The 20,904-nt window shown below is 71.5% G+C and carries 22 protein-coding genes and 2 pseudogenes; 4 read left to right on the top strand and 20 right to left on the bottom strand.

Annotation, left to right across the window (positions count from 1 at the left end):
- Positions 1–7: 7 nt before the first annotated feature.
- From JAO84_RS16955 to JAO84_RS16940, 4 genes and pseudogenes are all read right to left on the bottom strand, one after another.
- Complete coding sequence (locus JAO84_RS16955) at positions 8–724, bottom strand: ABC transporter ATP-binding protein (RefSeq protein ID WP_370413641.1); 717 nt, start codon at positions 722–724, stop codon at positions 8–10.
- On the bottom strand, positions 721–1,848 hold the full coding sequence (locus JAO84_RS16950) for an ABC transporter permease (RefSeq protein WP_370413640.1): 1,128 nt from the start codon (positions 1,846–1,848) through the stop codon (positions 721–723). The genes JAO84_RS16955 and JAO84_RS16950 overlap by 4 nt, the downstream gene beginning before the upstream one ends.
- 287 nt (positions 1,849–2,135) lie before the next feature.
- Positions 2,136–3,245 (bottom strand): annotated as a pseudogene (locus tag JAO84_RS16945) (PucR family transcriptional regulator).
- 124 nt (positions 3,246–3,369) lie between these two features.
- Positions 3,370–3,684, bottom strand: a pseudogene (locus JAO84_RS16940) (cation:proton antiporter); the annotation flags it as partial.
- A 518-nt stretch (positions 3,685–4,202) separates the two neighbouring features.
- On the opposite strand from JAO84_RS16940, the gene JAO84_RS16935 reads away from it, so the two are divergent.
- Positions 4,203–4,625, top strand: coding sequence for an STAS domain-containing protein (locus JAO84_RS16935; protein WP_350972267.1), 423 nt, complete (start codon positions 4,203–4,205; stop codon positions 4,623–4,625).
- Positions 4,626–5,083: 458 nt separating this feature from the next.
- Here the strand turns inward: JAO84_RS16935 and JAO84_RS16930 are convergent, their stop codons facing one another.
- From JAO84_RS16930 to JAO84_RS16905, 6 genes are all read right to left on the bottom strand, one after another.
- A complete protein-coding gene (locus tag JAO84_RS16930; RefSeq protein ID WP_370413639.1) occupies positions 5,084–5,356 on the bottom strand; it encodes a hypothetical protein in 273 nt (90 codons plus the stop codon).
- A gap of 37 nt (positions 5,357–5,393) precedes the next feature.
- Positions 5,394–5,660, bottom strand: a complete 267-nt coding sequence (locus JAO84_RS16925) for a hypothetical protein (protein WP_030747627.1) — start codon at positions 5,658–5,660, stop codon at positions 5,394–5,396.
- 105 nt (positions 5,661–5,765) lie between these two features.
- Positions 5,766–5,975, bottom strand: a complete 210-nt coding sequence (locus tag JAO84_RS16920) for a hypothetical protein (protein WP_370413638.1) — start codon at positions 5,973–5,975, stop codon at positions 5,766–5,768.
- Between the two features lie 4 nt (positions 5,976–5,979).
- Positions 5,980–6,534 carry a DUF5994 family protein gene (locus JAO84_RS16915; protein WP_370413637.1) on the bottom strand — a complete coding sequence of 185 codons (555 nt, stop codon included), beginning with the start codon at positions 6,532–6,534 and terminating at the stop codon, positions 5,980–5,982.
- 217 nt (positions 6,535–6,751) lie between these two features.
- On the bottom strand, positions 6,752–7,957 hold the full coding sequence (locus JAO84_RS16910) for a PP2C family protein-serine/threonine phosphatase (RefSeq protein ID WP_370413636.1): 1,206 nt from the start codon (positions 7,955–7,957) through the stop codon (positions 6,752–6,754).
- Between the two features lie 263 nt (positions 7,958–8,220).
- Complete coding sequence (locus JAO84_RS16905) at positions 8,221–8,427, bottom strand: hypothetical protein (RefSeq protein WP_370413635.1); 207 nt, start codon at positions 8,425–8,427, stop codon at positions 8,221–8,223.
- A gap of 178 nt (positions 8,428–8,605) precedes the next feature.
- On the opposite strand from JAO84_RS16905, the gene JAO84_RS16900 reads away from it, so the two are divergent.
- The gene (locus JAO84_RS16900; RefSeq protein ID WP_370413634.1) at positions 8,606–9,115 is read left to right on the top strand and encodes a DUF5994 family protein; all 510 of its coding nucleotides are present in this window, start codon (positions 8,606–8,608) and stop codon (positions 9,113–9,115) included.
- Positions 9,116–9,129: 14 nt separating this feature from the next.
- Here the strand turns inward: JAO84_RS16900 and JAO84_RS16895 are convergent, their stop codons facing one another.
- From JAO84_RS16895 to JAO84_RS16855, 9 genes are all read right to left on the bottom strand, one after another.
- Positions 9,130–9,549: an STAS domain-containing protein gene (locus tag JAO84_RS16895; RefSeq protein ID WP_370413633.1), complete on the bottom strand. Its 420-nt coding sequence runs from the start codon at positions 9,547–9,549 to the stop codon at positions 9,130–9,132.
- Between the two features lie 85 nt (positions 9,550–9,634).
- On the bottom strand, positions 9,635–10,033 hold the full coding sequence (locus JAO84_RS16890) for an ATP-binding protein (RefSeq protein ID WP_128984279.1): 399 nt from the start codon (positions 10,031–10,033) through the stop codon (positions 9,635–9,637).
- A gap of 739 nt (positions 10,034–10,772) precedes the next feature.
- Complete coding sequence (locus tag JAO84_RS16885; RefSeq protein WP_370413632.1) at positions 10,773–11,816, bottom strand: serine hydrolase domain-containing protein; 1,044 nt, start codon at positions 11,814–11,816, stop codon at positions 10,773–10,775.
- A gap of 111 nt (positions 11,817–11,927) precedes the next feature.
- Positions 11,928–13,049 carry a glycosyltransferase family 4 protein gene (locus JAO84_RS16880; protein ID WP_370413631.1) on the bottom strand — a complete coding sequence of 374 codons (1,122 nt, stop codon included), beginning with the start codon at positions 13,047–13,049 and terminating at the stop codon, positions 11,928–11,930.
- Positions 13,046–13,582: a deoxycytidine triphosphate deaminase gene (locus tag JAO84_RS16875; protein ID WP_370413630.1), complete on the bottom strand. Its 537-nt coding sequence runs from the start codon at positions 13,580–13,582 to the stop codon at positions 13,046–13,048. The genes JAO84_RS16880 and JAO84_RS16875 overlap by 4 nt, the downstream gene beginning before the upstream one ends.
- Positions 13,579–14,118 carry a dCTP deaminase gene (gene dcd, locus JAO84_RS16870; protein WP_128984487.1) on the bottom strand — a complete coding sequence of 180 codons (540 nt, stop codon included), beginning with the start codon at positions 14,116–14,118 and terminating at the stop codon, positions 13,579–13,581. The genes JAO84_RS16875 and dcd overlap by 4 nt, the downstream gene beginning before the upstream one ends.
- Positions 14,115–15,353, bottom strand: a complete 1,239-nt coding sequence (locus JAO84_RS16865; protein WP_370413629.1) for a bifunctional metallophosphatase/5'-nucleotidase — start codon at positions 15,351–15,353, stop codon at positions 14,115–14,117. Before JAO84_RS16865 ends, dcd begins: the two co-directional genes overlap by 4 nt.
- On the bottom strand, positions 15,350–16,672 hold the full coding sequence (locus JAO84_RS16860; RefSeq protein WP_370413628.1) for a UDP-N-acetylglucosamine 1-carboxyvinyltransferase: 1,323 nt from the start codon (positions 16,670–16,672) through the stop codon (positions 15,350–15,352). The genes JAO84_RS16865 and JAO84_RS16860 overlap by 4 nt, the downstream gene beginning before the upstream one ends.
- Entirely contained in the window at positions 16,669–17,073 is a 405-nt protein-coding gene (locus tag JAO84_RS16855) for an ATP-binding protein (protein WP_370413627.1), read from the bottom strand. The genes JAO84_RS16860 and JAO84_RS16855 overlap by 4 nt, the downstream gene beginning before the upstream one ends.
- A gap of 218 nt (positions 17,074–17,291) precedes the next feature.
- Between JAO84_RS16855 and JAO84_RS16850 the strand changes: the two genes are divergently transcribed.
- The gene (locus JAO84_RS16850; protein ID WP_128984485.1) at positions 17,292–18,575 is read left to right on the top strand and encodes a helix-turn-helix domain-containing protein; all 1,284 of its coding nucleotides are present in this window, start codon (positions 17,292–17,294) and stop codon (positions 18,573–18,575) included.
- A complete protein-coding gene (locus tag JAO84_RS16845) occupies positions 18,572–19,114 on the top strand; it encodes a flavoprotein (RefSeq protein WP_370413626.1) in 543 nt (180 codons plus the stop codon). Before JAO84_RS16850 ends, JAO84_RS16845 begins: the two co-directional genes overlap by 4 nt.
- 79 nt (positions 19,115–19,193) lie before the next feature.
- Here the strand turns inward: JAO84_RS16845 and JAO84_RS16840 are convergent, their stop codons facing one another.
- Complete coding sequence (locus JAO84_RS16840; RefSeq protein ID WP_370413625.1) at positions 19,194–20,900, bottom strand: relaxase/mobilization nuclease domain-containing protein; 1,707 nt, start codon at positions 20,898–20,900, stop codon at positions 19,194–19,196.
- Positions 20,901–20,904: the final 4 nt, after the last annotated feature.

Raw genomic sequence — 20,904 nt, 5'->3', positions numbered from 1 at the left:
CCGCCGGTCAGGACAGGCGGCCGTCGACCATCTCGTACACCCGGTCGGCTGCGTCCATTATCGCCGTGTCGTGGGTGACCATGACCGTGGCCGTGCCGCGCTCATGGGTCTGCTCGGCGATCAGCCGCACCGCCTCGGCCGAACGCACCCGGTCCAGTGCCGAGGTGGGTTCGTCCACCAGCAGGACGGCGGGGGAGGTCATCAGGGCGCGGGCCAGGCCCGCGCGCTGGCGCTCTCCGCCGGAGAGCTGGTGGGGGCGGGAGCCGACGCGGTGGGTCAGTCCGACGGCTTCGATGAGTTCGTCTGCGCGGGCCCGGGCAGTGGTGTCGAGGCGTCCGTCGATGTGCAGGGGCAGCAGGAGCTGTTCCCTGACGGTGAGGGAGGCCAGCAGGTTCGACTGCTGGAAGACGAAGCCGATGTGGCGAAGACGGGTGGCGGTGCGCTCCTTGTCCGACAGGGCGGTCAGCTCGGTGCCGGCGATGTGCACGGCGCCCGAGGTGGGCCTCTGGAGGCCGCCGGCGACGGCCAGGAGGCTGGACTTGCCGGATCCGGAGGGGCCGACGACGGCGACGAACTCGCCGGGGGCGACGGTCAGGACGACGTGGTCGAGGGCGGTGACGGCGGTATCGCCGTCACCGAGGGTGAGGGTGACGTCGTCCAGGCGCAGCCCGCCGGAGCCCGTGGTGTCCGTGGCGCTCTGGTGGTCGGTGGCGGGTGTGGTCATCGGGTGGCTCCCAGAGCGGTCAGGGGGTCGACGGCGGTGATGCGGCGGACGGCGACGACGGCGCCCACGGTCCCGAGGACGACGAGGAGGCCGGAGGAGGTGGCGATGGCCGGGGCGGAGAGGGAGAAGGGGGCCTTGCCGATCATCGCGCTGCCCAGGGCCAGGCCGACGGCGGTGCCGAGGGCCGTGGCTCCTACGAGCACGGCGACGACCTGGGCGAGCGCGTCGCGCAGGATGTATCCGGTGGGGGCGCCGAGCGCCTTCAGCAGGGCGATCTCGGCCTTGCGCTGCACGGTCCACACGGTGAAGAACGCACCGACGACCAGGGCGGAGATGACATGCAGGAATCCCTTGATCAGGGCCATGGTGCTGGACTCGGCCTCGTAGCCGGGGGACGCGTCGTACGTGGCCTCCTTGGTCTCGGCGAGGGTCCCGGTTGCCTTTTCCACGGCCGCGACGTCGGTGCCCGGCTTCAGGGTCAGGGCGACGGCGGTGGCCTGCCGGCTCGCGGCCTCGGGCAGGTCGCCCGGCAGTCCGTAGTGCAGATGCCGCCACGTGTCGAGGTCCGCGTAGACGACCCCGATGTGGCCGTAGGAGACGGTCTCGTCGACCAGTCCCACGACCTTCAGCCGCACCTCGCTCTTGTCCGCGGTCAGGACGTCCCCGACCTCCACGCCCAGGTCGGCGATCTCCTGGGTGATCACGATGCCCGCACTGCCCTCTTCCAGGCCCTCACCCCTGCTGGGACTGGGGGCCAGGGGGGAGTCCGGTGCCATGCCGAAGACGGCGAGGTTGACCTGCTCGCCCTTCTTGGCGCCCTGGGTCACCTGGGCATTGGCCAGGGTGTTCCCGAACGGCTCCGCCCGCTCCACCCCCGGGGCTGCGGACCACGCCTGCCAGTCCTCCTGCTCCACGGTCGAACGGGAGAACTGCTCGCTGGTCGCCTTCTCGTCGAAGGCCATGTGGGTCACGGGCAGTGCGCGCAGACCGGATATACCGGCATTCGCCAGACCGGAGGCAAGCCCGGACAGGAGCACGCCGAGCACGGCGATGAGCGCGACCACCGCGCCCATCAGAGCGAAGCGACCGCGGGCGAAGCGCAGATCGCGTAGGGCAAGGAACACGGAGCTCTCCGAGCGATGGAGGGGGATGGGGGCACGACGACTGGACGCGCCGCCCTTTTTCCTGAACTTGACGACGCACGTGTCGGCATCTTATCGAATGTTGTCGACACATCTGTCGGTACGTTGTGTCGCAGCTGCCGCCGGACGCTCTCGGCGAGACCGCCGCCCCTGGCTATGCGGCCTGGATCCGCGGCGGTTCGTGCCGGGCCCGCCGACCGGTCGGATCGTTTACGAGGCCGGTCATCGAGTTGCCGATCACCACTTCGGATGGCGATCACCCGGTACGGCTAACGTGTCCGGCGCCTTGTCGGCCGCTGTCCGACGCCGACGGGGGAGCTGCCCAGGGGGTGCAGAGGTCGGGTGGGCCAGTCGAGCAGGGGGGCACCGATGACCGCGGTCTGGAGGGAGTAGCGGTGTGCGGGGTGGGCCAAGTCGTTGCCGGTGAGTGTGCGGACGCGTTCCAGGCGGTAGGTCAGTGCCCGCACGCTCAGTGAGAGGTGGCGTGCCGCCTCGGCGGCGACGCAGCCGGTGTCGAAGTACGCGGTCAGCGTGTCCAGGAGTGGCCGGGCGCCGCCCCGGGCCTGTTCGAGGGGGCTGAGCGTGCTGTGGACCAGATCGACCAGGGCCTGCCGGTCCCGGGCCAGGACGGGGAAGACCAGCAGGTCGGCGGCGCGCAGCAACGGCTCGTCGAGGCTCATGCGCTGGGCCACGTCGAGGGCGTTGAGGGCTTCTTCGTAGCTGTGGCCGATTCCGACAGCTCCGGGCCGTGGCCGCCCGATGGTGACCCGGCCGCCGTCGGTCGCCGCGTGTGCCTGCTTGGCGAAGTGGAGGAGGACGTCCTCCTGGTCGCCAGGGGCTACGCACACCATGCGGCCGTCCTTGGTGGTGGACAGGATGCGGCGCTTCTCGAAACGCTGGAACAGCGCCGTCTCCACCCGCCGAGGCACGGGGTCGGCCTCGTCGTACTCGGCCGGGCCTTCGGCGACCGCGACCACGTGGGCGCGGGACAGCCGCAGTCCGAATCTTTCGGAGCGCTCCACAAGATGTCCCGCCTCGCCACGCCCATGGAGCAGATCCTCGATGAACTCGCGTCTGGCTGCTTCCTCCTGCCGTATGACGAGGCGTTGGGCGTGTTCGTACCCGTCGGCGAAGGCGTCGACGGCCTGCTCGATCGTGGACAGCACCGTGTCCGGGGTGGCCGCGGCCGGCCAGGCGGCACGGCCGGCGGCAAGGTGCTCGCGGATCAGCCCGCGCTAGCCGCGTCCCGCCGCCGCAGCCTGTGCGCCCAACGCGCGGCGGGACAGGAGTTCGTCGCGCGTGAGGCGACGGCCCGTCGCGGACGCGTCCGTCAGGATCTGGACGTAACCGTCGAGGAAGTCCTGTCTCTGGTCGTGCACGGTCTCGTACCCTTCCTGGAAGGCCGCAAGCCGGTGGTCGCTCCACGGGTGTTCCAGTCGTCGGCAGGCCGGTGCGAACGGCGCTGTGCGGTGGTGGTGTCAGGCGTCGACGGTGATCGCGTCGCCCCGTTCGGCCTCGGCCCGCGCCCTGGATGCCCGCCCGGTGTGCGGCGTACCAGCCGGTGGCGACCTTGGTGAGCGCGGTGACGACGGCGAGGATCAGGGCGGGGACGAGGGCGGGTGGGATGTCGGCGGGGTCGGTGGACAGGCCGAAGAAGACGAAGAACACGGCCGCGAACAGGTCCCGGAGCGGGGTGAGTAGCGTGCTGGAGCCTTCGGCGACCTCGCCTGAGACGGCGATGCCGACGAGGAAGGCACCGACGGCCGCCGATACCTGGAGGTGCTGGGCGATGCCGGCGACCAGCAGCGTCAGGCTGACGCCCCGTTGGGGCGCTTATGGCACGCGAGCCCAAAGAGGTCTAGACAACAAACAAGCCCCAGGTCGCTGACCTGGGGCTTTGCTATGGAGCGGATGACGGGAATCGAACCCGCGCTATAAGCTTGGGAATCACCGTCGCCTTGGCCGCCCACATGGCCTCTGACCTGCGAGCAAGCATCTCCGCAGAGTGTTCCGAGGGGTTCCGCCCGCACCCCTGGTGACCGCTGTTCACCGCCGTGAAGGGCACGGATGGGGCACGCGACGGGTCTCCGGTCGAAGTCCACGGTCCATCGAGGTCTCGAGTCGGCAGGGTGCCCGGAGAGCCGCTCCCCCTCGCAGCCGCTCCCACTCGGGGCGCGGTCGCGGCGATTGCGGAGGACAGCGGTCGCATCATGGGCGTCCGCCTGCCTCGTTCGGGTGGAATCTTTCCCCCTTGTCGGGGATCAGTGCTGGTCACATGGGGTGAAAGGGTCGCGTGGCTCGTTCCCCGTCCCCGGGCGGGAGGCGTTGATGGGGACGTGAGTACTTCAAGCGCCGCACCGATACTGTCCGCCGCTCTCGCCGCCCCCGCTCCTCCCGTCGTGCACGACTCGGGCGCGGACACCGCGCCCGGTGTCATAGTCGTCGACTCCTGCACCACCCTCGGCACCACCCTGGTCCTCCGCCTCGCCGGAGAGATCGACCACTTCAGCGCCGCCCCGCTGCGGGCACTGCTGGCCTCGGCGGCCGACGACGGCTGCACCGGGCTCGTCCTGGACGCCTCCCGGGTCACCTTCTGCGACTCCGGCTTCCTGGCCGTCCTCGACTGGTGGCCCCGGCAGGGGCGCCGTCTCAGACTCGCGAACCCCTCCCGGGCCGTTCAGCACCTTCTGAACGCCGTTGCACCAGCACGACGGCAGCGGGCCCATGCAGGCTCCCTGACGGCGGCAGGCAGGTCATGACGTTCCTGCTCCTGACCTGCGTCCCGATGCTCGCAGCGGTTCTCCTCGCACACGGGGAACCGCGCGAACCAGGGCACCGCCGTCCCGCCCCGCCTCCGCGACCCGCACCTCGCAGGACTCTGATCCACTGCCGCCCGGCGCCCCCGCTCCTCTGCGCCATGCAGTAGACGACGGAAGGGGCCGGGGGCCCGCGACAGCGCGCGGGCCGCGACGGCGCATCTCCGGGCCGGCGCTGACTGCCGTCGCGAGGACGACGGGCGCCGACGTACCGGCCGGTGCCACGTCCGAGACGCCGGGTGCGCGGGCCTGGCGGCGGTCGTCACAACGGCCCCGGCGCATTCACTCCGTCGGGGCCGCCCTTCCGGATCGTCACACGTGAGCGTGCTCGATCCGTGTTCAATCGTACGACTTCTCGGCCGGGCGGGCCGGGCGAGAGCGGGACGCCGGGGTGGTCCGGCTCACCCGCGCTCTTGTTCCTCGGTCTCCATGCGGAGGATTCCCTGGTGGGTGAGGGAGACCATCGCGGGTGTGTTGCCCGGTTCCCAGTCGACGCTGATCAGGCCCTCGCCGGTGAGGTAGGTGCAGGCGGCGGCCAGGTCTTCCTCCGGGATGCGCAGATCGTTGCGCAGCTTCCGTCCCGTGATGCCGAGGAGGCGGTTGCCTTCGGTGGCTTCGTAGAGGGCGGTCAGGACCCGGTCGCGGTACCCCTGTCGCTCGTGGAGTGTGGCCATGACCGAGTCCTTTCGTCGTGTGAAGGTCCGATTCCGCTCAGACTTCGTCGACGTGGGTGCCGGTGAGAGGGGACGATCTGCTGGTGGTGAGCCAGGAGCGGGCGGGCTCTGCGGCGGTTTCGGTGTCGACGGTGAGGTGGAGCCGGGTGCCGCCGTCGAGGACGGGGTAGCTGCGCTGTTCCGTCCCGGCGAACGAGCGGCGGATCACCTCGGCGACCGCGCGGGCGGCTTCGGGGGTGGCGGCGACGATGCGGATCTCGGCCTGTCCGGCCGAGGGCAGGGCCGCGGTGTCGGTGCGGTACAAGGGGCGGGTCCCTTCACGGATGAGCGAGAGGCCGGCGGGTGGGTTGTCCCGGATGTCGGGTGCCCCACCCGCGGCCTTCGGGCGGAGGAGTGGTCTCTGGAGCGGTCAGGGCCAGGTGCCCATGGCCCTGCGGCGGGCTGCTTGCTCTGTCGGCGTGCGGGGGCTGTGACCGGGCGGTCGGAAGATGGCCGGGAAGGGGTCGCTGTAGCGGCGGGCGGCGATGCGTGCGTCGTGCTGGGCGTTGAGCCGGTGGACAAGGCGCGTGCCGAGTGTGATCAGCACAGCGGCGGCCACGAGCGCGATCAGGGTCTCCATGTCGTCACCACCGCCTGTTCTTCGGCAGCGGAATCATCCGCGCGCCGACGACCGGGTGCCGGAGGGGCGGCAGGGCGGCTCCTCCGTCCGTCTCCCAGGCGTCCTCGCTGCTGCGGGCGACGCGCATGCGGCGACCGGTCGCTGCTTCGTCGGACATCAGGACACCGGCGGTGAGGACGCTGCCGGGGACGGCGGCGGCCGCCATGAGCCGGGTGGCCGCGGCGGGTTCGGTCTCGGGCGGTATCACCAGCAGGTCGACGCGGCCGACGGTGTAGGAGAGCAGGATCATCTTGTCGGGATCCTGTTCGGTGAACCAGCCGACGTGCACGGTGTGCCCGGTGACGGCGACCTTGTGCGGGACGACGGGCCAGCGGGTGGGGTTCACCGTGGCCCGTGTGATGCGTCCGAAGCGCTCTTCCAGCGCGTCGACCAGGGGCGGAAGCTCAGCGGCGAGGTCACGCGAGCGAGGCCACCAGGCGCCGTCCAGGAGACCGGCGAGTGTGGTCTTCGGCGTCAGCGAAAGGCGCGCCGAATGCGAGGGTGCGAGGGTGGTGGTCATGATCGCGGACCCGTCTCCGGGCCGCCCTGCAGGGCGGCCCAGTGTCTTGATCGCCGGAAACGACGTCCGCATGGGAGCGGGTGTTCGAGTTACTCCCGGTACCTTCAGCCTACTCCGCGCCGGGGGCGGACGAGTGGTGTCCGTCCAGCCGATTTCCCGGGCCGGGAGCATCCGCCCGGTCGGCGTCGGTGACCCCACCTCGCGGCACGTCCCCCCGTCACCCGCGCCACTCGACCAGGAGGAGCGTGGCGTCGTCCGAAGTGGCCTCGCCACGTGCCCGCTTGAGGGTGTGGGACAGGTCCCGCGCCACCGCGTGCACCTCCCGGTCCGCCCTGTCCATCTGATTCACCCAGTTGATCAGCTGGTCCTCGCCGAACTCCTCCTGTCCGCTCTCGTGTTCCTCGATCAGGCCGTCGGTGAAGCAGAGGATCCGGTCCCCGGGATCGAGCGCCACCTCGCTGACCTGCGGCTGGTCACCGCCGAAGCCGACGGGGAGGGTGGTGGGGCTGTCGAGGCGGCGTACGACGCGGTGGTGGCGGATCAGCATGGGGGCGGGGTGCCCGGCGTTGACCCACTGGAGGCGGCCGGTGCCGGTGTCGAGCCGCAGCATCTGGGCGGTGACGAAGTGGTCGGGGGCGAACTGCTCGGCGACGGCCCGGTCCATGAAGAGGTAGATCTCGGAGAGTTCGACGCTGGTGCGGCGGGCGTGCCGGTAGGCCCCGATGGTGACGGTCGCCATGGTCGCCGCGTCCAGGCCGTGGCCCATGGCGTCGATCACGGCGAGGTGGAGGACGTCGCCGTTCAGGGCGTAGTCGAAGCTGTCGCCGGCCACGTCGTAGGCGGGTTCCAGGACTCCCGCCACGGCGACGCGGGGCATCGTCATGGCCAGCGGTGGCAGGAGCGACCACTGGATCTCGGCGGCGACGCTCATCGCTTCGCCCCGGCGGGTGCGGAAGAACAGGTCGGTGTAGCCGTTCTTGGTCCGGATGATGTCGGAGCCCAGGGCCGCGAGCCTGCGCAGGAGGCGGTGGGCGTCGTCGTCGACCGCGTCCAGCGTGACGGCCAGGACACCGGCCTGGTCGCCGCCGTCGAGCAGCGGGACATGGACCCGCACCCCCTCGACCACCGGCACCTCGACCGGACGCGAGGTGAGGAAGCAGCGACCGGCCGCCGAACCGTCGATGGGCACGGGATCGCCGTCCGCCAGTCCGTCCCCGGCCAGGGGGACCAGATTCCGCTGGCCGTAGTCCTGGAGCAGGATCTGCGGATCCCGGCCGCCGATCAGGGCGAGGACGTCGGCGAGGGCCGGCCCCACGCGGTCGGGCGGCAGTGCGTGGGCGTGGTCCAGAAGCCCGCCCAGCAGCATCTCCCCGAAGCTCTCCGAGCGGTCGGGATCCCCGTCCTCGTACCGTCCGACGGTCATCCGGGGCCTCCAGGCGGGCGGCGGGGCGACACTGTGGACCGGTGCCGACGGGCCGGTCCGACGGCATCGCGGTGCGGCTTCCAGGATGCTTCGCGGTGGCCGGGGCCGCCACGCGCGCCCGCCGACTCCGGCTGCCCGGTCAGGGTCCCTCGGAGTGGGGCCCGGTGCCCCGCTGGGGACGGCCGGTGGTCAGCCAGGCCCGGCCCGGCGGTGCGGGTGGTGTCGACGGTGAGGCGGAGGCGGGTGCCCTTGCCCGGGGCGGGTCAGCCGCACCGCTGACCGTCGGCGAGACGGTGGCGCAGGGTGTCGGCCACTCTGCGGGCGGCGTCCGTCGAGGCGGAGACGATCCGGACTTCGGCGTCCCCGGCGGCGACGGCTCCGGCGTCCGGCTCGTTGCGGTCCAGGACGTCGCCGTGTCCTTCCCACCGGGGCCTGCCCGGGCGACCGAAGTGAGGCGGGGACGCCCCCATACGTCCACGGCACGTCCGGAGCCCGGGAGCCGATCGGTTCCCCGACGGAGAGCTGCGCGTCCGCGCGTCCTCCCGGAGTACGGTGAAAGTGCGGGGCCGTCGCCCCGCCCGCCGGCCCGGCGTCCACTGTGGCACCGACCCGGCGGAAGCGGCACCACCCGTGGACGGGCGGACCACCATGACCGACGCGAACGTTTCCCCCCACCACGTCCCGGCGCCCCCGCGCCTCCTGCCGGACGAGATCCACCGGTCGGTCGGGCCGGGCACCGCGCTGCTCCGGATGGAGACGACCGGGTCCCGGCAGAGCCTTCTGGACGGCGCGTGGTGGCCGCGCTCACGTGACGTCGAGCGGGAGCTCCCGTCGCTGCTCACCGCCCTGACCGAGTACCTCGGGCCCGTCACCCGGGTCGGCCTGGACGCCTCCGCCTGGAACGCCATCCCGACCCGCCTGGTGGTCGACGGCCGGGTCGTGCACCTCGACTCCTTCCCCGTCGGCGACGACACCGTCCTGGTCACCCGCGGCGAGAACGACCACTTCTCCCTGATGGTCGTCCCGCCGGACACACCACCGGAGGCCGCCCGCGAGGCCATGGCCCGCGCCGTCGACGCCGACAACGCCACGCAGGCCGCCGAGATCCTCCTCGCCGAGCCGCCCGGGTCGGCGGGCCCGCCGCGGGAGTCGGCCTGATCAGAGGGTAAGACTCAGACGAAGCCGGAGGCGCCGCGGTCCGTCGCGAGGGGGAACAGACGCAGAGTGCCCGTGATCTCGAACAGGCGCCGGATCCGGAAGGGAAGCGGCCCGACGAGGACGAGCCCGGCGGGTCCGCGATGCGCCTCGACCAGTGCGTGGAGGAAGGTGGGGTCCCCGAAGCCCACCTGAGAGACATCGAGCAGGATTCGCTCGGCGTCGTCCCGGCGGGCATCGCCGAGTGCCTCGCGCAGGCAAGCGACGGTGTCGGCGTCGAACTCGCCCGCCGCACGGAGAAACCACGTCGCGGATGCCTCGTTGCCCACACGCTCGACGCGTGCGTATCCGTTCGCCGCTCGGTAGACGCGCCACGCGGAGTGAAGGGCGACACGCGGCGCCTCGCCGCTCGGGATCCGTGGGTTGTTCGCTTCCATCACAATCAGACCCCCCTCACCGGTGTGGGTTGTCTGGAGGATCCTTCGGCCGTTTTTCCAGTGTGCATCCCCGCGTCATCGTCTGTCAGCGGGGTAGGTCGATCCGGGCATGGACGGTCTTGCCGCTCCCGTGGCACATCACGGTCAGCTCGCTGGTCAGACGGGCGATGATGCCCCAGCCGTATCCGCCGTCCCCGTCAGAGCTGGGGCTCCTGGGATGCGGTGGTTCGCGGCTTTGATCGCTCACGTCTATGTCCATGGCGTCCGGTCGCAGGGTGAGGTCCACGGAGCATCCGCCTCCGGCATGACGGACGGCGTTGGTCACCAGTTCGCTGACCACCAGCATCGCGTCGGCCTCGGTCACCTCACCGACCGCCTTGCCCGCCAGGAGGGCATCGGCCACGAGGCCGTGCATCTCGCGGCGTGCCTCGGCGGCGGCCCACGGGCCACGGATGGTGCGGTGCCGTCGAATCGAGGCCGCCATGTCGGTCCTCTCTGCGAGGGAGTGCGCCGGCTCTTACGGGGCCGTCTGCCCACATGTGGGCCGCCGATGCGCAGCCCAGCCGGGAAACGGCGGTTCCCGGACGGCTCTCCGGGGACCACACGAAGGCCGGACGCTCGGAGGAGACCGGGAGCGGCGGTCGGCCATCAGCGGTCAGCTCGCGGACCACGGGCCGGTTCGGCCTGCTCAGGGTGCTGGTCGTGGCGGATGTCGTACGGTCCTGGTGCGCTCGTGGGGACGTCGGGTGGCGCGCCGTGAGACGTCGTGCGAACCGGCGCGCGGCTTCTGACGGAGGGCATGAGCCGCCGGCAGGCCAGCCCGTCCAATGTTCCGCGGCCGAAGGCCCTCTGACCATGAAACGCGTCTCCACGCCGAGACGGCTGCGGGAGGGGGCGCCCCGTATGCGGACCGTTCGCCCCCTGCCCCGGGCCGAGAGCCCGCGCGATGCTGGGAAGGAGGAGGACTCGTCGCACGTATTCACCACCGCCGACTGGGGCGTTGAGGTCACCCTGGCCGAGCTGAAGGACATCCAGCTGCCCGAGAGCACGAAGCGCGCCATGGCGCGCCAGGCGAAGACCGAGCGGGAGAAGAGAGTGAAGATCATCATTGACGTTGAAGGTCTTCAGGCGGGCGGCCTTCTGCAGCCGTTCGGAGTGCCGCGGCGGAGAGTCGGTGGAGCAGCCGCTCATGAAGGCGGCGCGCAGGCCGGAGCGACCGCTGTTCAGTCGAAGGCGAGCTCGCGGAACGCGTTGCGGACGTCGGTCAGTGGCTGGCGGTCGCGGGTGTAGTAGAGCTTGTTGGTGAGGAGTACCGCCCACCGCTCCTGGGCGGGGGAGATCCACATGCCGGTGCCGGTGAAGCCGTAGTGGACCCAGACGTCCTGCTCGGCGGTCGTGCCGGAAGCCGGGTGCCAGAACAGGCCGCGTTCCGGCTGGAGGCCGCCGGTCTGCACGGTGAGGGAGTGGGCCCTCCAATCGGCGCCGAAGCCGACGTCGCCTGGGGCCGTGGTGTGGTCGAGCATGTAGCGGAGGAAGACGGCCAGGTCGTCGAGGACGGTGAAGGCGCCGGCGATGCCGCACACCCCGCCGAGGAGCCGGGCGGAGAAGTCGTGGGCGGTGCCCTTGAGGTGGGTGCCGGTGTGCTGGTCGAGTTCGGTGGGGGCGCAACGGGCGGCGATGCCGGCGGGCAGCGGGCCGAAGTGGGTGGTGTTCATGCCCAGGGGGCGCCATGTCCTAGCCTCGGAGAGCTGGTCGAGGGGCTGGCCGGAGAGGTGTTCGGCGAGGTAGCCGAGGATGAGGGCAGCCCGGTCGGTGTACTCGACGGCTTGGCCGGGCGGCCGGTTGAGGACTTCGTGCAGGACTCCGCGGCGGATGGCGGCGACGTCGGTGCCGTAGAGGCTCTTCAGCTGGGCCCGGAGGGGGAGGCCGGCGGTGTGGGTCAGGAGCTGCCGCGCGGTCACGGTGCCGAGGGGGTGGCCGGTGACCTCGTCCCAGAAGGTGCCGAGCGGGGCGTCGAGGTCGAGGACGCCGTCCTCCCACAGGGCGCCGATGGACGCCCAGACGGCGAGGATCTTGGTGAGGCTGGCGGCGTCGAAGACGGTGTCCGGCCGCATCCTCACGTTCGGCTCGTCGGGGTCGAGGACGCCGGTGGTGCCCGTCGCCCGGACGCCGGCGGAGTCGCCTACGGCCCACACCGCGCCCGGGTAGACCTTGTCGCGGACGCCTTCGTTCAGCAGGTTCTCGATGCGCTCGGTGCGGTACGGCATGGTCTCCCTCTTCGTGTGGGCATCCCAGCGGCCAGCGTAGTGACGTGGGCCGGTCGGGCTGGGCAACGGCGTGCCGCTGGTCGCGGGGGCGTTGCCCGCCCCGGCTGGTTCTCAGGTGAGCTGTCGGCCGAGGCCGGCCAGTTCTCGGGCGGTCTTCGACAGGGGGTACCGGGCGGCGTTGGCGTACCCGGCCTGCCGGAGGGCGGGGAGGAGACCGGGTTCGGTTCGCAGGCGGTCGAGATCCCGGGCGAGGGCGGTGGGCTGGGTGAAGTCGGTGGCCATGCCGGCGTGGGCGAGGGCTTCGCTGAGGCCGGGGACGGGCTGGTAGAGGACGGGGAGGCCGCAGGCTTGGGCTTCCAGGGCGACCAGGCCCATGGCCTCCAGGGTCGTGGAGGGCATGACGAGCACGTCGTGCTCGGCGAAGGTCTTCCACAGCTGGGGACGGCGTAGCCAGCCGAGATAGTTGGCCCTTACCCCGGTCCGTTGCAGCCGTGGGGCCAGGGCATGGAACTGGGCGCTGGGGGCGGCGATCGACAGCTCGACGCCCTGGAGCGGGGCCACGCTCCGGATCAGGGCCTCGACGCCCTTCTCTGAGGTCAGCCGGCCCGCGTACAGCAGGCGCAGATGGCTCCTCGACGGATGGGTGGTGCGGACGGGCGGGCGGCTGAGGAGCCGGTCGGGGATGCCCCAGGAGATGTGGACGATCTTGCGGCGTTCGGTCTGCGGGGCGAGCTTGAGGAGGTGGTCGGCCATGGCCCCGGTGGGGACGACGATAGCGTCGGCGGCCCGCGCGGTCGCCCGCAGGACCTGGAGCTGGTCTCGGTACGTTTCGGCGAAAAGCAGGTCGGTGCCGTGGACCAGGGCGATGCGGGGGTGCGTGGGCAGGGCCCTCATCAGGGCAGGGGTGGCGCCGAAGGCCAGGTGGTGCAGGTGCAGGACGTCGACCTGGGAGGGGTTGATCGCCGTCGTCAGGGCTCTGCGCAGGGCGGCGACGTAGCGGCCGAAGGCCGGTCCCTCCAAGCACTTGCCGCCCGCGCTGAGCAGGTCGAGGCCGGCCGGGGTCCGGGGCCGGGGGCCGGGCGGGGCGAGCATGAAGGCCCTCGCGGGGATGAGGGGCTTCTCGCCGGTGTAGAGGTCGAGGAAGAGTTCGACGCTGCCGCCGGGGCTGCCGGCGGGCAGGTCCAGGAAGGTGGCGGCCAGCGGCCCCGGGGCAGGACTGGCGAGGGAACTCATCGGCTGCCTCCGGCGATTTCCTCGTAGAGGCGGGAGACGTCGATGCCCTCGGTGGCGGCGTACTTCGCGAGCTGCTGTTGGTAGCTGGCCGGTGTGCCCTGGGCGGCCAGGAAGACCAGCTTGCCGAACGTCATGCCCGGGTAGACGCGGACGGGCCGGGCGGCCCGGATCTCCAGGGTCCAGCGGATCGCGTGGCCCTGGTGGCCGAGCGGGGCGGAGACGTGGACCCAGATGCCGAGTGCGCCGATGGTGCGGTCGCCGTTGAGCATCTGCGCGTACGCCTCCGATCCGGTCCGCTCGTGGGTGACGCCGAGGTAGAGCAGCCCGGGCTGGAGGACCAGGCCGGTGTTGGGGATCGTCTGCTCGGTGTAGGCGGTGGGGACGGCGGCGTCGAGGTCGCCGGAGCACACGCGGAGGGTGTCGCCGAGGCGCCAGTCGTAGGCGTTCGGGGAGACGCGGGCGGGGTCGTACGGGTCGATGGTGATCTCGCCGGCGTGGACGGCGGCGATGATCGCGGGGCCGGTGAGGATCACGGGGCGACCGCCCCGACGCGGGCGGCGTCCCGCCAGTAGCGGGAGGGCTGGGGGCCGTCGGCGGCCTGGTACTTGCCCGCGTACAGGTCGACGTCGCCGGTGGAGACGAAGAACATGATCTGCCCGATCTTCATGCCCGCGTACACGCGCAGGGGCCGGATCGGGGAGAGCATCAGGGTCCACTGGCCGTGGAAGCCGATGTCGCCGATGGGGGCGGTGATCTCGACGAACAGCCCGAGTCGGCCGACGGAGGAGCGGCCGAATAGCAGCGGGACGAAGGTATCGGAGCCGACCTGTTCGAGGGTGTGGCCGAGGTAGAGCTCGCCGGGCTGGAGGACGTACCCGTCCTCGCCGATCTCGACCGTGGCGGTCGGGTTGGGCTGGTGGGCGTCGATGACGGCGGTCGTGTAGGTCAGCAGGGTGGGGCCGAGGCGGACGTTGTAGCTGTTGGGGTTGACCTGCCCGGGTTCGAACGGGCTGATGGCCAGGCGGCCGTCACGGGCGGCGGCGGTGATCTCGGGGCCGGTGAGGATCATCGGGCACCGTCCTTGTTCGAGGGCGCGGGAAGCGGCGTGGCGATGGTTCCGCGGACGGCCTCGCCGAGGCGGAGGCCGGCTTGGTGGGTGCGTCCGCTGAGGTAGGTGTCGGCGAGGTAGTGGGTGGTCAGGATGGACCGGATGCCCCGAGGAAGCGGTCGGGGGGTGAAGGCCAGCGGGCCGACGTGCTCGGTCAGGTGTGTCAGCAGGCCGTCTAGGTCCTTCGTGTACCGGTCGGGGAGGAAGGCGTGGACGAGCTGGTTGTCGAACGGCTCGATGGCCAGCAGGTCTCCGAGTGTTAGGACGTCGCCCAGGCGGGTGGAGCGCAGGGCGGTTTCGTTGAGGAGGACAGCGTCGGCGCCGAGGCCGGTGTGCAGCCGGGTGGTGATGTCCTGGAGGAGCCGGTGGCGGTCGAGGACGGTGTCGCGGTAGGGCTCGTGGAGGGTGCCGAGGGGAGTGGCGAGCATCCGGCAGGTGGAGGCGATCTTCTCGTCCAGGGCGGCGAGGCTGTCCGGGACCGTTGTCGGGGCGGGGAAGGCGGTGGTACGGGCGGCCCAACCGGAGCCGACGGGTTCGGCGGCGGCGTATCCGGTGGCCAGCTCACGGCCCTTGACCACGAGGGTGTCGCCGATGTGCACCGGTCCGTAGGTGTCGCTGTGGCAGTGGCCGGCGAAGATGACGTCCACGAACGGGCAGGCGCCAGCGAGCTTGAGGTCCTCGTCGAAGCCAGAGTGGGACAGCACGATCCACGAGTCCACGTGGTGGTGGTGTTCCAGCATCAGCTCGCGTAGCGCGGTCACGGGGTCGGTGACGTGGTGTCCGGTCCGCTGGTCGGCGGGGATGGTGTGGAACGCGTTCACGCCGATGACCGCGGTGACGGCGACCCGGCGGCCGTGTACCTCGACGACACGGAGACGGTCGAACAGCGGTTGTCCGGTGGCGTCGTCGACAACGTTGGCGCAGACCGTCATCTCGCGCAGGCCGGGCTCGAAGTAGTGGGGCCACCCGTGGTTTCCGGGTGCGAGCACGTCGTACAGCGTCGTGAGGATCTCCCACTCGATGGCTCCCTTGCCCAGCCGGTAGTAGCCGGTGCCCTCGAAGAAGTCCCCACAGTCGACGACGAGGCCGTCGTGCCTCATGGCGTGCAGGTGCGCGAGCATCGGCAGGGCGTCGGCGAAGGCCGAGTGGACGTCGGTGGTGGCGATGATCCGTTGGAAGCGCCTGGTCGCGGTCACGGGGTGACCTCGCAGATGTCGGCTCCGAGGGCGAGGAGCTTTCCGGGCAGGTCGGCGTGGCCGCGGCGGATCTGGTCGACCCCGCCGAGGGTCGTGACGCCACGGGCATTGAGGCCGGCGACCATCAGTGCCGAGCCCGTGCGGATGTCGGTCGCCTCCACTCCGGCACCCGTCAGCCTCTGGGGGCCGGTGAACCGGCACTCGGTGGAGGACAGTTCGGTGATCTCGCCGCCCATGCGAACGAGCTGGGGGATGAGGTTGCTGTGGCGCCCGGGGTTGATCGGATCCGAGAACACGTGGGTGCCGGGGAAGCCCAGGGCCAGGCCGAGGAGCGGTGGCTCGAAGTCGGCGTCGAGGCCACCGGGAGTCAGCGTGGCCATGGCCCGCAGGGGGCGGCCGGTCGGCTGGGTGTCCCGTCCGTGGACGATCAGGGTCTCCGGTTCGTCGGTCGTGGGGATGCCCATCCGGTTCAGCGCCGTGATCAGCGGTGCGACATCGGGTCCGTGGACGCCCTCGATCCGCGCGGTGCCGCCGGTTGCGGCCACGGCGCAGGCCAAGGTCCCGGCCTCGATCTTGTCTCCCGGCACCTTCCAGACGGGTACGTCCCCTTCCGGGACGGAAGACGGCGGCACGAGGGTGAGGACGCGCTCGCCGGGGTGGCACTGGTACCCCACGGCCGTCAGCGCGTTCAGGACGCCGAGGACCTCCGGGGAGAGGTTCGGCTGCCCGAGCCGCAGCGGCGTACCAGCGACCACGGCGCGCAGGACCGCGGCGATCGTCGCTCCGCGCGACCGGAACGGCAGGACCAGCGACACCGTGCCACGAACCGCCTTGCCGGCTTCGACGGCGTACCCGTTGTCGTCTACGCGGACGCGGTCGCCGAAGGCTTCGTACACCTTGAAGTGCTGCTCCATCCCGCGGTCGCCGATCCGGCAACCGCCCGGCCAGGGAAGCCGGGCCCGGCCGCACAGGGCGATCAGGGCGGGGACGAGGTAGTACGAGGCACGGATGCTGGACGCCGCCTCGCCCAGGCCGTCGGGCGTCGGGGCGGTCTCGCGGGGAAGGACGAGGACGGTGTGGTCGTCGCCGACCGGATGGGCGGTGTTCCAGCCCGCCTGCCGCAGCAGATCCAGCAGGGTCTGGACGTCGGAGCTGGCGGGCACGTTGTCGAGATGGACGGGGCGAAGGAGGGCCGCCGCAGCGGCTACGAGCGGGAGCGCGGCGTTCTTTGAACCGTCGACCGTCACGGCACCGGTGAGGGGCCGGCCGGGCCGGATCGCGATGACCTGGGACATGACGGCGGGGACGGGAGTACTCACGTACAACTCCTCTGCGTGGGAAGGGACAAGGCGGCGGCAGTCCCGGCCGGGGGCGGGGCAGCCAAGTCGATCTCGGCCCAGCAGCACTTGCCGGAGTCGGTCGGCGTCGTGCCGAAGCGGTCTGCGAGGACACCGACGAGGAAGAGACCGCGTCCGCCCTCGCTGTCCTCGCTCGGGAGCGCCGGTTTCGGCAGAGTGCGGCTCACGTCGCTGACCTCCACCCGCAGAACCGCGTCGGAGAGCTGAGCCACGACGCTGATCGGCTGATGACCGGCGTAACGGACCGCGTTCGTGACGAGCTCGCTGACGACCAGCTCGGCCGTGTGGACGGCTTCCGACGCCGTGGGCACCGCCGGCCAGGCGGTTATGGCCTCCCGCATCCGGCGTCGTGCCGTGGGCACGGCGACCGGTGTGGGCGGGAGAGTCAAGGTGAGCTGGTGCGCTTCCACGAGCGGCCTCCAGGAGTCGGATCGACCACCCCAAGGAACCGCGCGGTCAGCCTCGTTCGCGACGCCGTGTGCCCGTCCGGCATCTTCTATGCAGAAGCTGCATGAAGCCTCTGCATCACTCGCCTACGCTCGACCGCAGGGGCATGCTCGACGCGGACGGAAGGGCATGGATGGCAGACGTGAAGACCGAGGCCGAGAAGATCGGCGAGGCGATCAAACACGCCCGACAGCGCGCCGGCCGCTCGCAGACGGACGTTGCCACCGCGCTGGGCTACCACCAGTCGAAGCTCAGCCGCCTGGAGAACGGACGGGGCACGGAGGACACCCGGGTCTTACGCGCCGTCGCCGCCGAACTCGGCATCCCGCTCCACATCCTCGGCCTGAGCGACCCCGCCCCGTCAGCAGCACCAACCGACGATCCCGAGACAGAAGACATGCGCCGCCGCACCTTCCTCGCCGCGAGCATCGCCTCCCTCACGGCCCCGCCGACGCCCGCCACCGCCGCCCATGACGACCTTGTACGCGCACTTCTCCCTGGTCCCAGAGCAGGATCCGCCTCTTCGTGGAACGGAGAGATGCAGCCCCTGCGGGACAGACTCACCACCGCCCGCCGCCTCTTCTGCACATGCGACTACGCGGAGCTGGAGGCGATGCTGCCCGGTCTCATCGCCGATCTGCGGGAGGCGACAGGTGATCACCGCAACGCCGAGGAGACGGCCGGGCTTCTGGCCACCGCGTACCGGACCTCGACGAGCCTGCTGCTCAAGCAGGGCGACCAGGGCAACGCCTGGTTGGCGGTGGGACGAGCCATGGCAGAGGCCGAGCGCTCCGGTGATCCCGTCGTCCTCGCCTCCAGCGTCCGCCTTCACGCCCACGTCCTGACGCGCGAGAAACACACCGCCCAGGCCGTCACCCTCGTCCGCCACACTGCGGGCCAGCTCGCCGGCTCCTACGATCGACACCCGCCCCGATACCTCGCCGCCGTCGGTCTGCTGCTTCTGCGGGGAGCGACCGCGGCCAGCCGTGGCGGTGACCGCGCAGCCACCCGGGAGTTCCTCGACGAGGCACGGGAGGTCGCCCGGTACGTCGCGCTCGACCAGCCCGACGCCTGGGCCAACTTCAGCCCGACCAACGTCGCGATCCATGCCGTCAGCGCCTCGGTGTCCTTCGGCGACGCCGGTATCGCCCTGAACGCCGCGGCACCCCTCATGCGCCGACACATTCCCGCGCCTGAACGACGAGCAGCGCTCTGGGTCGAAGCCGCGCGTGCCTACAACCAGCAGGGCCGCCTTGCCGAGGGCTACCAGGCCCTCCGCATCGCCGAGACCTGCGCCGCCCAGGACGTACGCCGCCCCGCCGTCCGCGACCTGGTCGCCGACATGGCCGCCCGCGACCGGCGACGTACGCTGCCCGAGCTCCACCACTTCAGCCGCCGACTGGGAGTCCCCGCGTGACCGCACAGCCGTTCCTGTACGTCGTCGTCTGCGCCGCCGGCATCGCGGGCGACGCCCACAAGCTGATCACCGCCGCGCAGGAGAAGGGCTGGGGCGTCGGCGTCATAGCCACGCCCCAAGGGCTCGGCTTCCTCGACACCGAAGCGATCGAGAACCAGACCGGCTACCCAATCCGCTCGGCCTGGCGCAGCCCGGGCGACCCACGCCCGCTCCCACCCGCCGACGCCATTGCCGTTGTCCCGGCCACGTTCAACACGGTCAACAAGTGGGCGGCAGGCATCGCCGACACCCTCGCCCTCGGCATCCTGTGCGAGGCGTACGGGATGGGCATCCCGACAGTTGTCCTGCCGTACGTGAACGCAGCCATGGCCGCACACCCGGCCTACGGCCGGAGCCTCGACCAGCTTCGCGGCATGGGCGTGCTGGTCGGGTCGTACGAGCCTCACCGCCCCAAGGCAGGCGGTGGAGCGGACCGCTTCCGGTGGGAGGAGGCGCTGGAGCTGCTGGACGGCAAGATCGCAGGCTCTTCCGGAAGGTGATCGCCGTTCCCTTGGGGAACGCGACGGCTGTTCCCCAAGGGAACGCATTCGATGTTCCTTCGGGGAACACATCGGCCGGTCAACGTCGCCGCACGTGTGGCTGCTGCGGTGCAGCGGCTGGTGTGGCCGTCGGCGGGTGGATCTGGGCGCTGGGACGGCGTGTGGTGCTGCGGGCCATGGCTGCCTGGGCGAGGGGGCTGGGTGCGTGGCGTTGCCCGAGGCGGTGGATGCGCCAGGTCAGGGCGCGGGCGGGGTTGCGGGCGTCGTCGAGGGTGCGTTGGCCGAGGGCCTGGTCGAGGAGGGTGGCCGGGTTGTGGCCGGCTGTCTCTGCGTCGGCGAGGACAGTGGCAAGGGAGTCCCAGGCGGGATCCTTCAGGATGCGGTCGGCGTGATCGGGGGCGGCCTGCTGGAGATGGCGGGCGTAGCGGTGCTTGGTCTGGATGCCGGGGGCGCGACGGGCGAGGTCGTCCAGGACCGGGACGGCGACCTGGGCGTACGCGGTCTGGAGGTGGACGAGGGCCTGCTGGGCTGCTGCCTCCTGTTGGGCGTGCTGGTGGGTGCGGTGCCAGTGCTTCGCGAAGGCCACGGCTATGAGGGCTGCGTCCAGCAGCATCGCCAGCCCGGCGCCGTCGCGTGTTGCGGCGCGGGTGCGCAGGATCGTTTGGACGCTGCGGCGCAGGACGCGGGCGCTGTCGAAGTCGGCGGTGATGCGGGAGCGGGTTGCGCGCTCGAAGACGGCGGCGGCACGTTCGAGCTCGCTCCTCGCGGCGGCTGGTGCGGTAAGGGGGAGCAGGTCGAGGGCTCCGCCGAGGGCGACGAGCTGGCCCTGGGCGACGTGGTCGTCTCCGTGGGTGAGGCGGTGGGGGATGCGTTCGGTGGCGGCGGTGGCCTGGTGCCAAGGGTCGGCCGCACGGGCGGTGGCCGGTTCGGGGCGGGTGGCGGTGAGGCGGTGGCGGATCTTGGGCAGGGAGAGGTCGCCGGCGAGGGTGGAGCCGGAGAACCACACCGGCTCGTCGTGCTTGTTGAGGTCGCCGGGCAGGGCGACGCTGTAGCCGAGGACGTCGCCGGACGGTCCGGTCTTGGGGCGCACTGCGACGCCGGTCGCCTCCAGCAGGGCGAAGAATTCGGTCTCGGTGGAGGCGGCTGCCACCGCTTGCCGTACGCGCGTGCGCAGGATCTCGCGGGTGGTGGTGTCCTGGCCCTGGCGCTTGGCCTTGAAGTGCTCCTTGCTGGTGGGGCGTTTGGCGGCGGTGCCGTCGCCGGGGTTGAGGCGGCGCAGGCCGAGGTCGGCTTCGATCTTGCGGGCTTCGCGCTGGACGGCGCGGATGTCGTGGTCGCGGCGGGGGCGGCGTCCGTCCTGGCGTACGAGGGTGGCGGCGATGTGGATGTGGTCGTCGGCGTGGCGGACCGCGACCCAGCGGCAGGCTTCCTCGTCGCCTTCGGGGGCGATGCCGGCGGCGGCCACGATCCGGCGGGCGATGTCCGCCCACTGTGCGTCGGTCAGGATCGGGTCCTCGGGCGCGGCACGCATGGGGCAGTGCCACACCGTGGTCGTCGGGGCCTTGTCGCCGAGCATCTTCACGGGCTGGTCGAGCTGCGCGGCGAGCTGGTCCTCGACGTCCCTGGGATTGCGGCGGGGGCTGCGGCCGGGGTCGGGGGCGAAGCCGTTCCAGGACGCCACCAGGTGCGGGTCGGTGTGCTCGTTGGCGGAGCCCGGGCCGTAGAGGTAGCCGATCAGGCGGCGGGTGGCACGCGCACCCTTGCCAAGGATGATCTTCGGTATCACGCCG

This window comes from Streptomyces fradiae (assembly GCF_041270065.1).
Lineage (GTDB): Bacteria > Actinomycetota > Actinomycetes > Streptomycetales > Streptomycetaceae > Streptomyces.
The sequence above is the reverse complement of the archived record's forward strand: the minus strand, read 5'-3'. Positions and strand labels throughout refer to the sequence as shown.

What these genes read in the sequence shown, in the direction of transcription:
- JAO84_RS16955 (WP_370413641.1), bottom strand. Translation starts at nt 724, where the DNA reads ATGACCACACCCGCCACCGACCACCAGAGCGCCACGGACACCACGGGC.
- JAO84_RS16930 (WP_370413639.1), bottom strand. Translation starts at nt 5,356, where the DNA reads ATGGCCACACTCCACGAGCGACAGGGGTACCGCGACCGGGTCCTGACC.
- JAO84_RS16920 (WP_370413638.1), bottom strand. Translation starts at nt 5,975, where the DNA reads ATGGAGACCCTGATCGCGCTCGTGGCCGCCGCTGTGCTGATCACACTC.
- JAO84_RS16915 (WP_370413637.1), bottom strand. Translation starts at nt 6,534, where the DNA reads ATGACCACCACCCTCGCACCCTCGCATTCGGCGCGCCTTTCGCTGACG.
- JAO84_RS16910 (WP_370413636.1), bottom strand. Translation starts at nt 7,957, where the DNA reads ATGACCGTCGGACGGTACGAGGACGGGGATCCCGACCGCTCGGAGAGC.
- JAO84_RS16905 (WP_370413635.1), bottom strand. Translation starts at nt 8,427, where the DNA reads ATGGGGGCGTCCCCGCCTCACTTCGGTCGCCCGGGCAGGCCCCGGTGG.
- JAO84_RS16900 (WP_370413634.1), top strand. Translation starts at nt 8,606, where the DNA reads ATGACCGACGCGAACGTTTCCCCCCACCACGTCCCGGCGCCCCCGCGC.
- JAO84_RS16895 (WP_370413633.1), bottom strand. Translation starts at nt 9,549, where the DNA reads ATGGAAGCGAACAACCCACGGATCCCGAGCGGCGAGGCGCCGCGTGTC.
- JAO84_RS16890 (WP_128984279.1), bottom strand. Translation starts at nt 10,033, where the DNA reads ATGGCGGCCTCGATTCGACGGCACCGCACCATCCGTGGCCCGTGGGCC.
- JAO84_RS16885 (WP_370413632.1), bottom strand. Translation starts at nt 11,816, where the DNA reads ATGCCGTACCGCACCGAGCGCATCGAGAACCTGCTGAACGAAGGCGTC.
- JAO84_RS16880 (WP_370413631.1), bottom strand. Translation starts at nt 13,049, where the DNA reads ATGAGTTCCCTCGCCAGTCCTGCCCCGGGGCCGCTGGCCGCCACCTTC.
- dcd (WP_128984487.1), bottom strand. Translation starts at nt 14,118, where the DNA reads ATGATCCTCACCGGCCCCGAGATCACCGCCGCCGCCCGTGACGGCCGC.
- JAO84_RS16850 (WP_128984485.1), top strand. Translation starts at nt 17,292, where the DNA reads ATGGCAGACGTGAAGACCGAGGCCGAGAAGATCGGCGAGGCGATCAAA.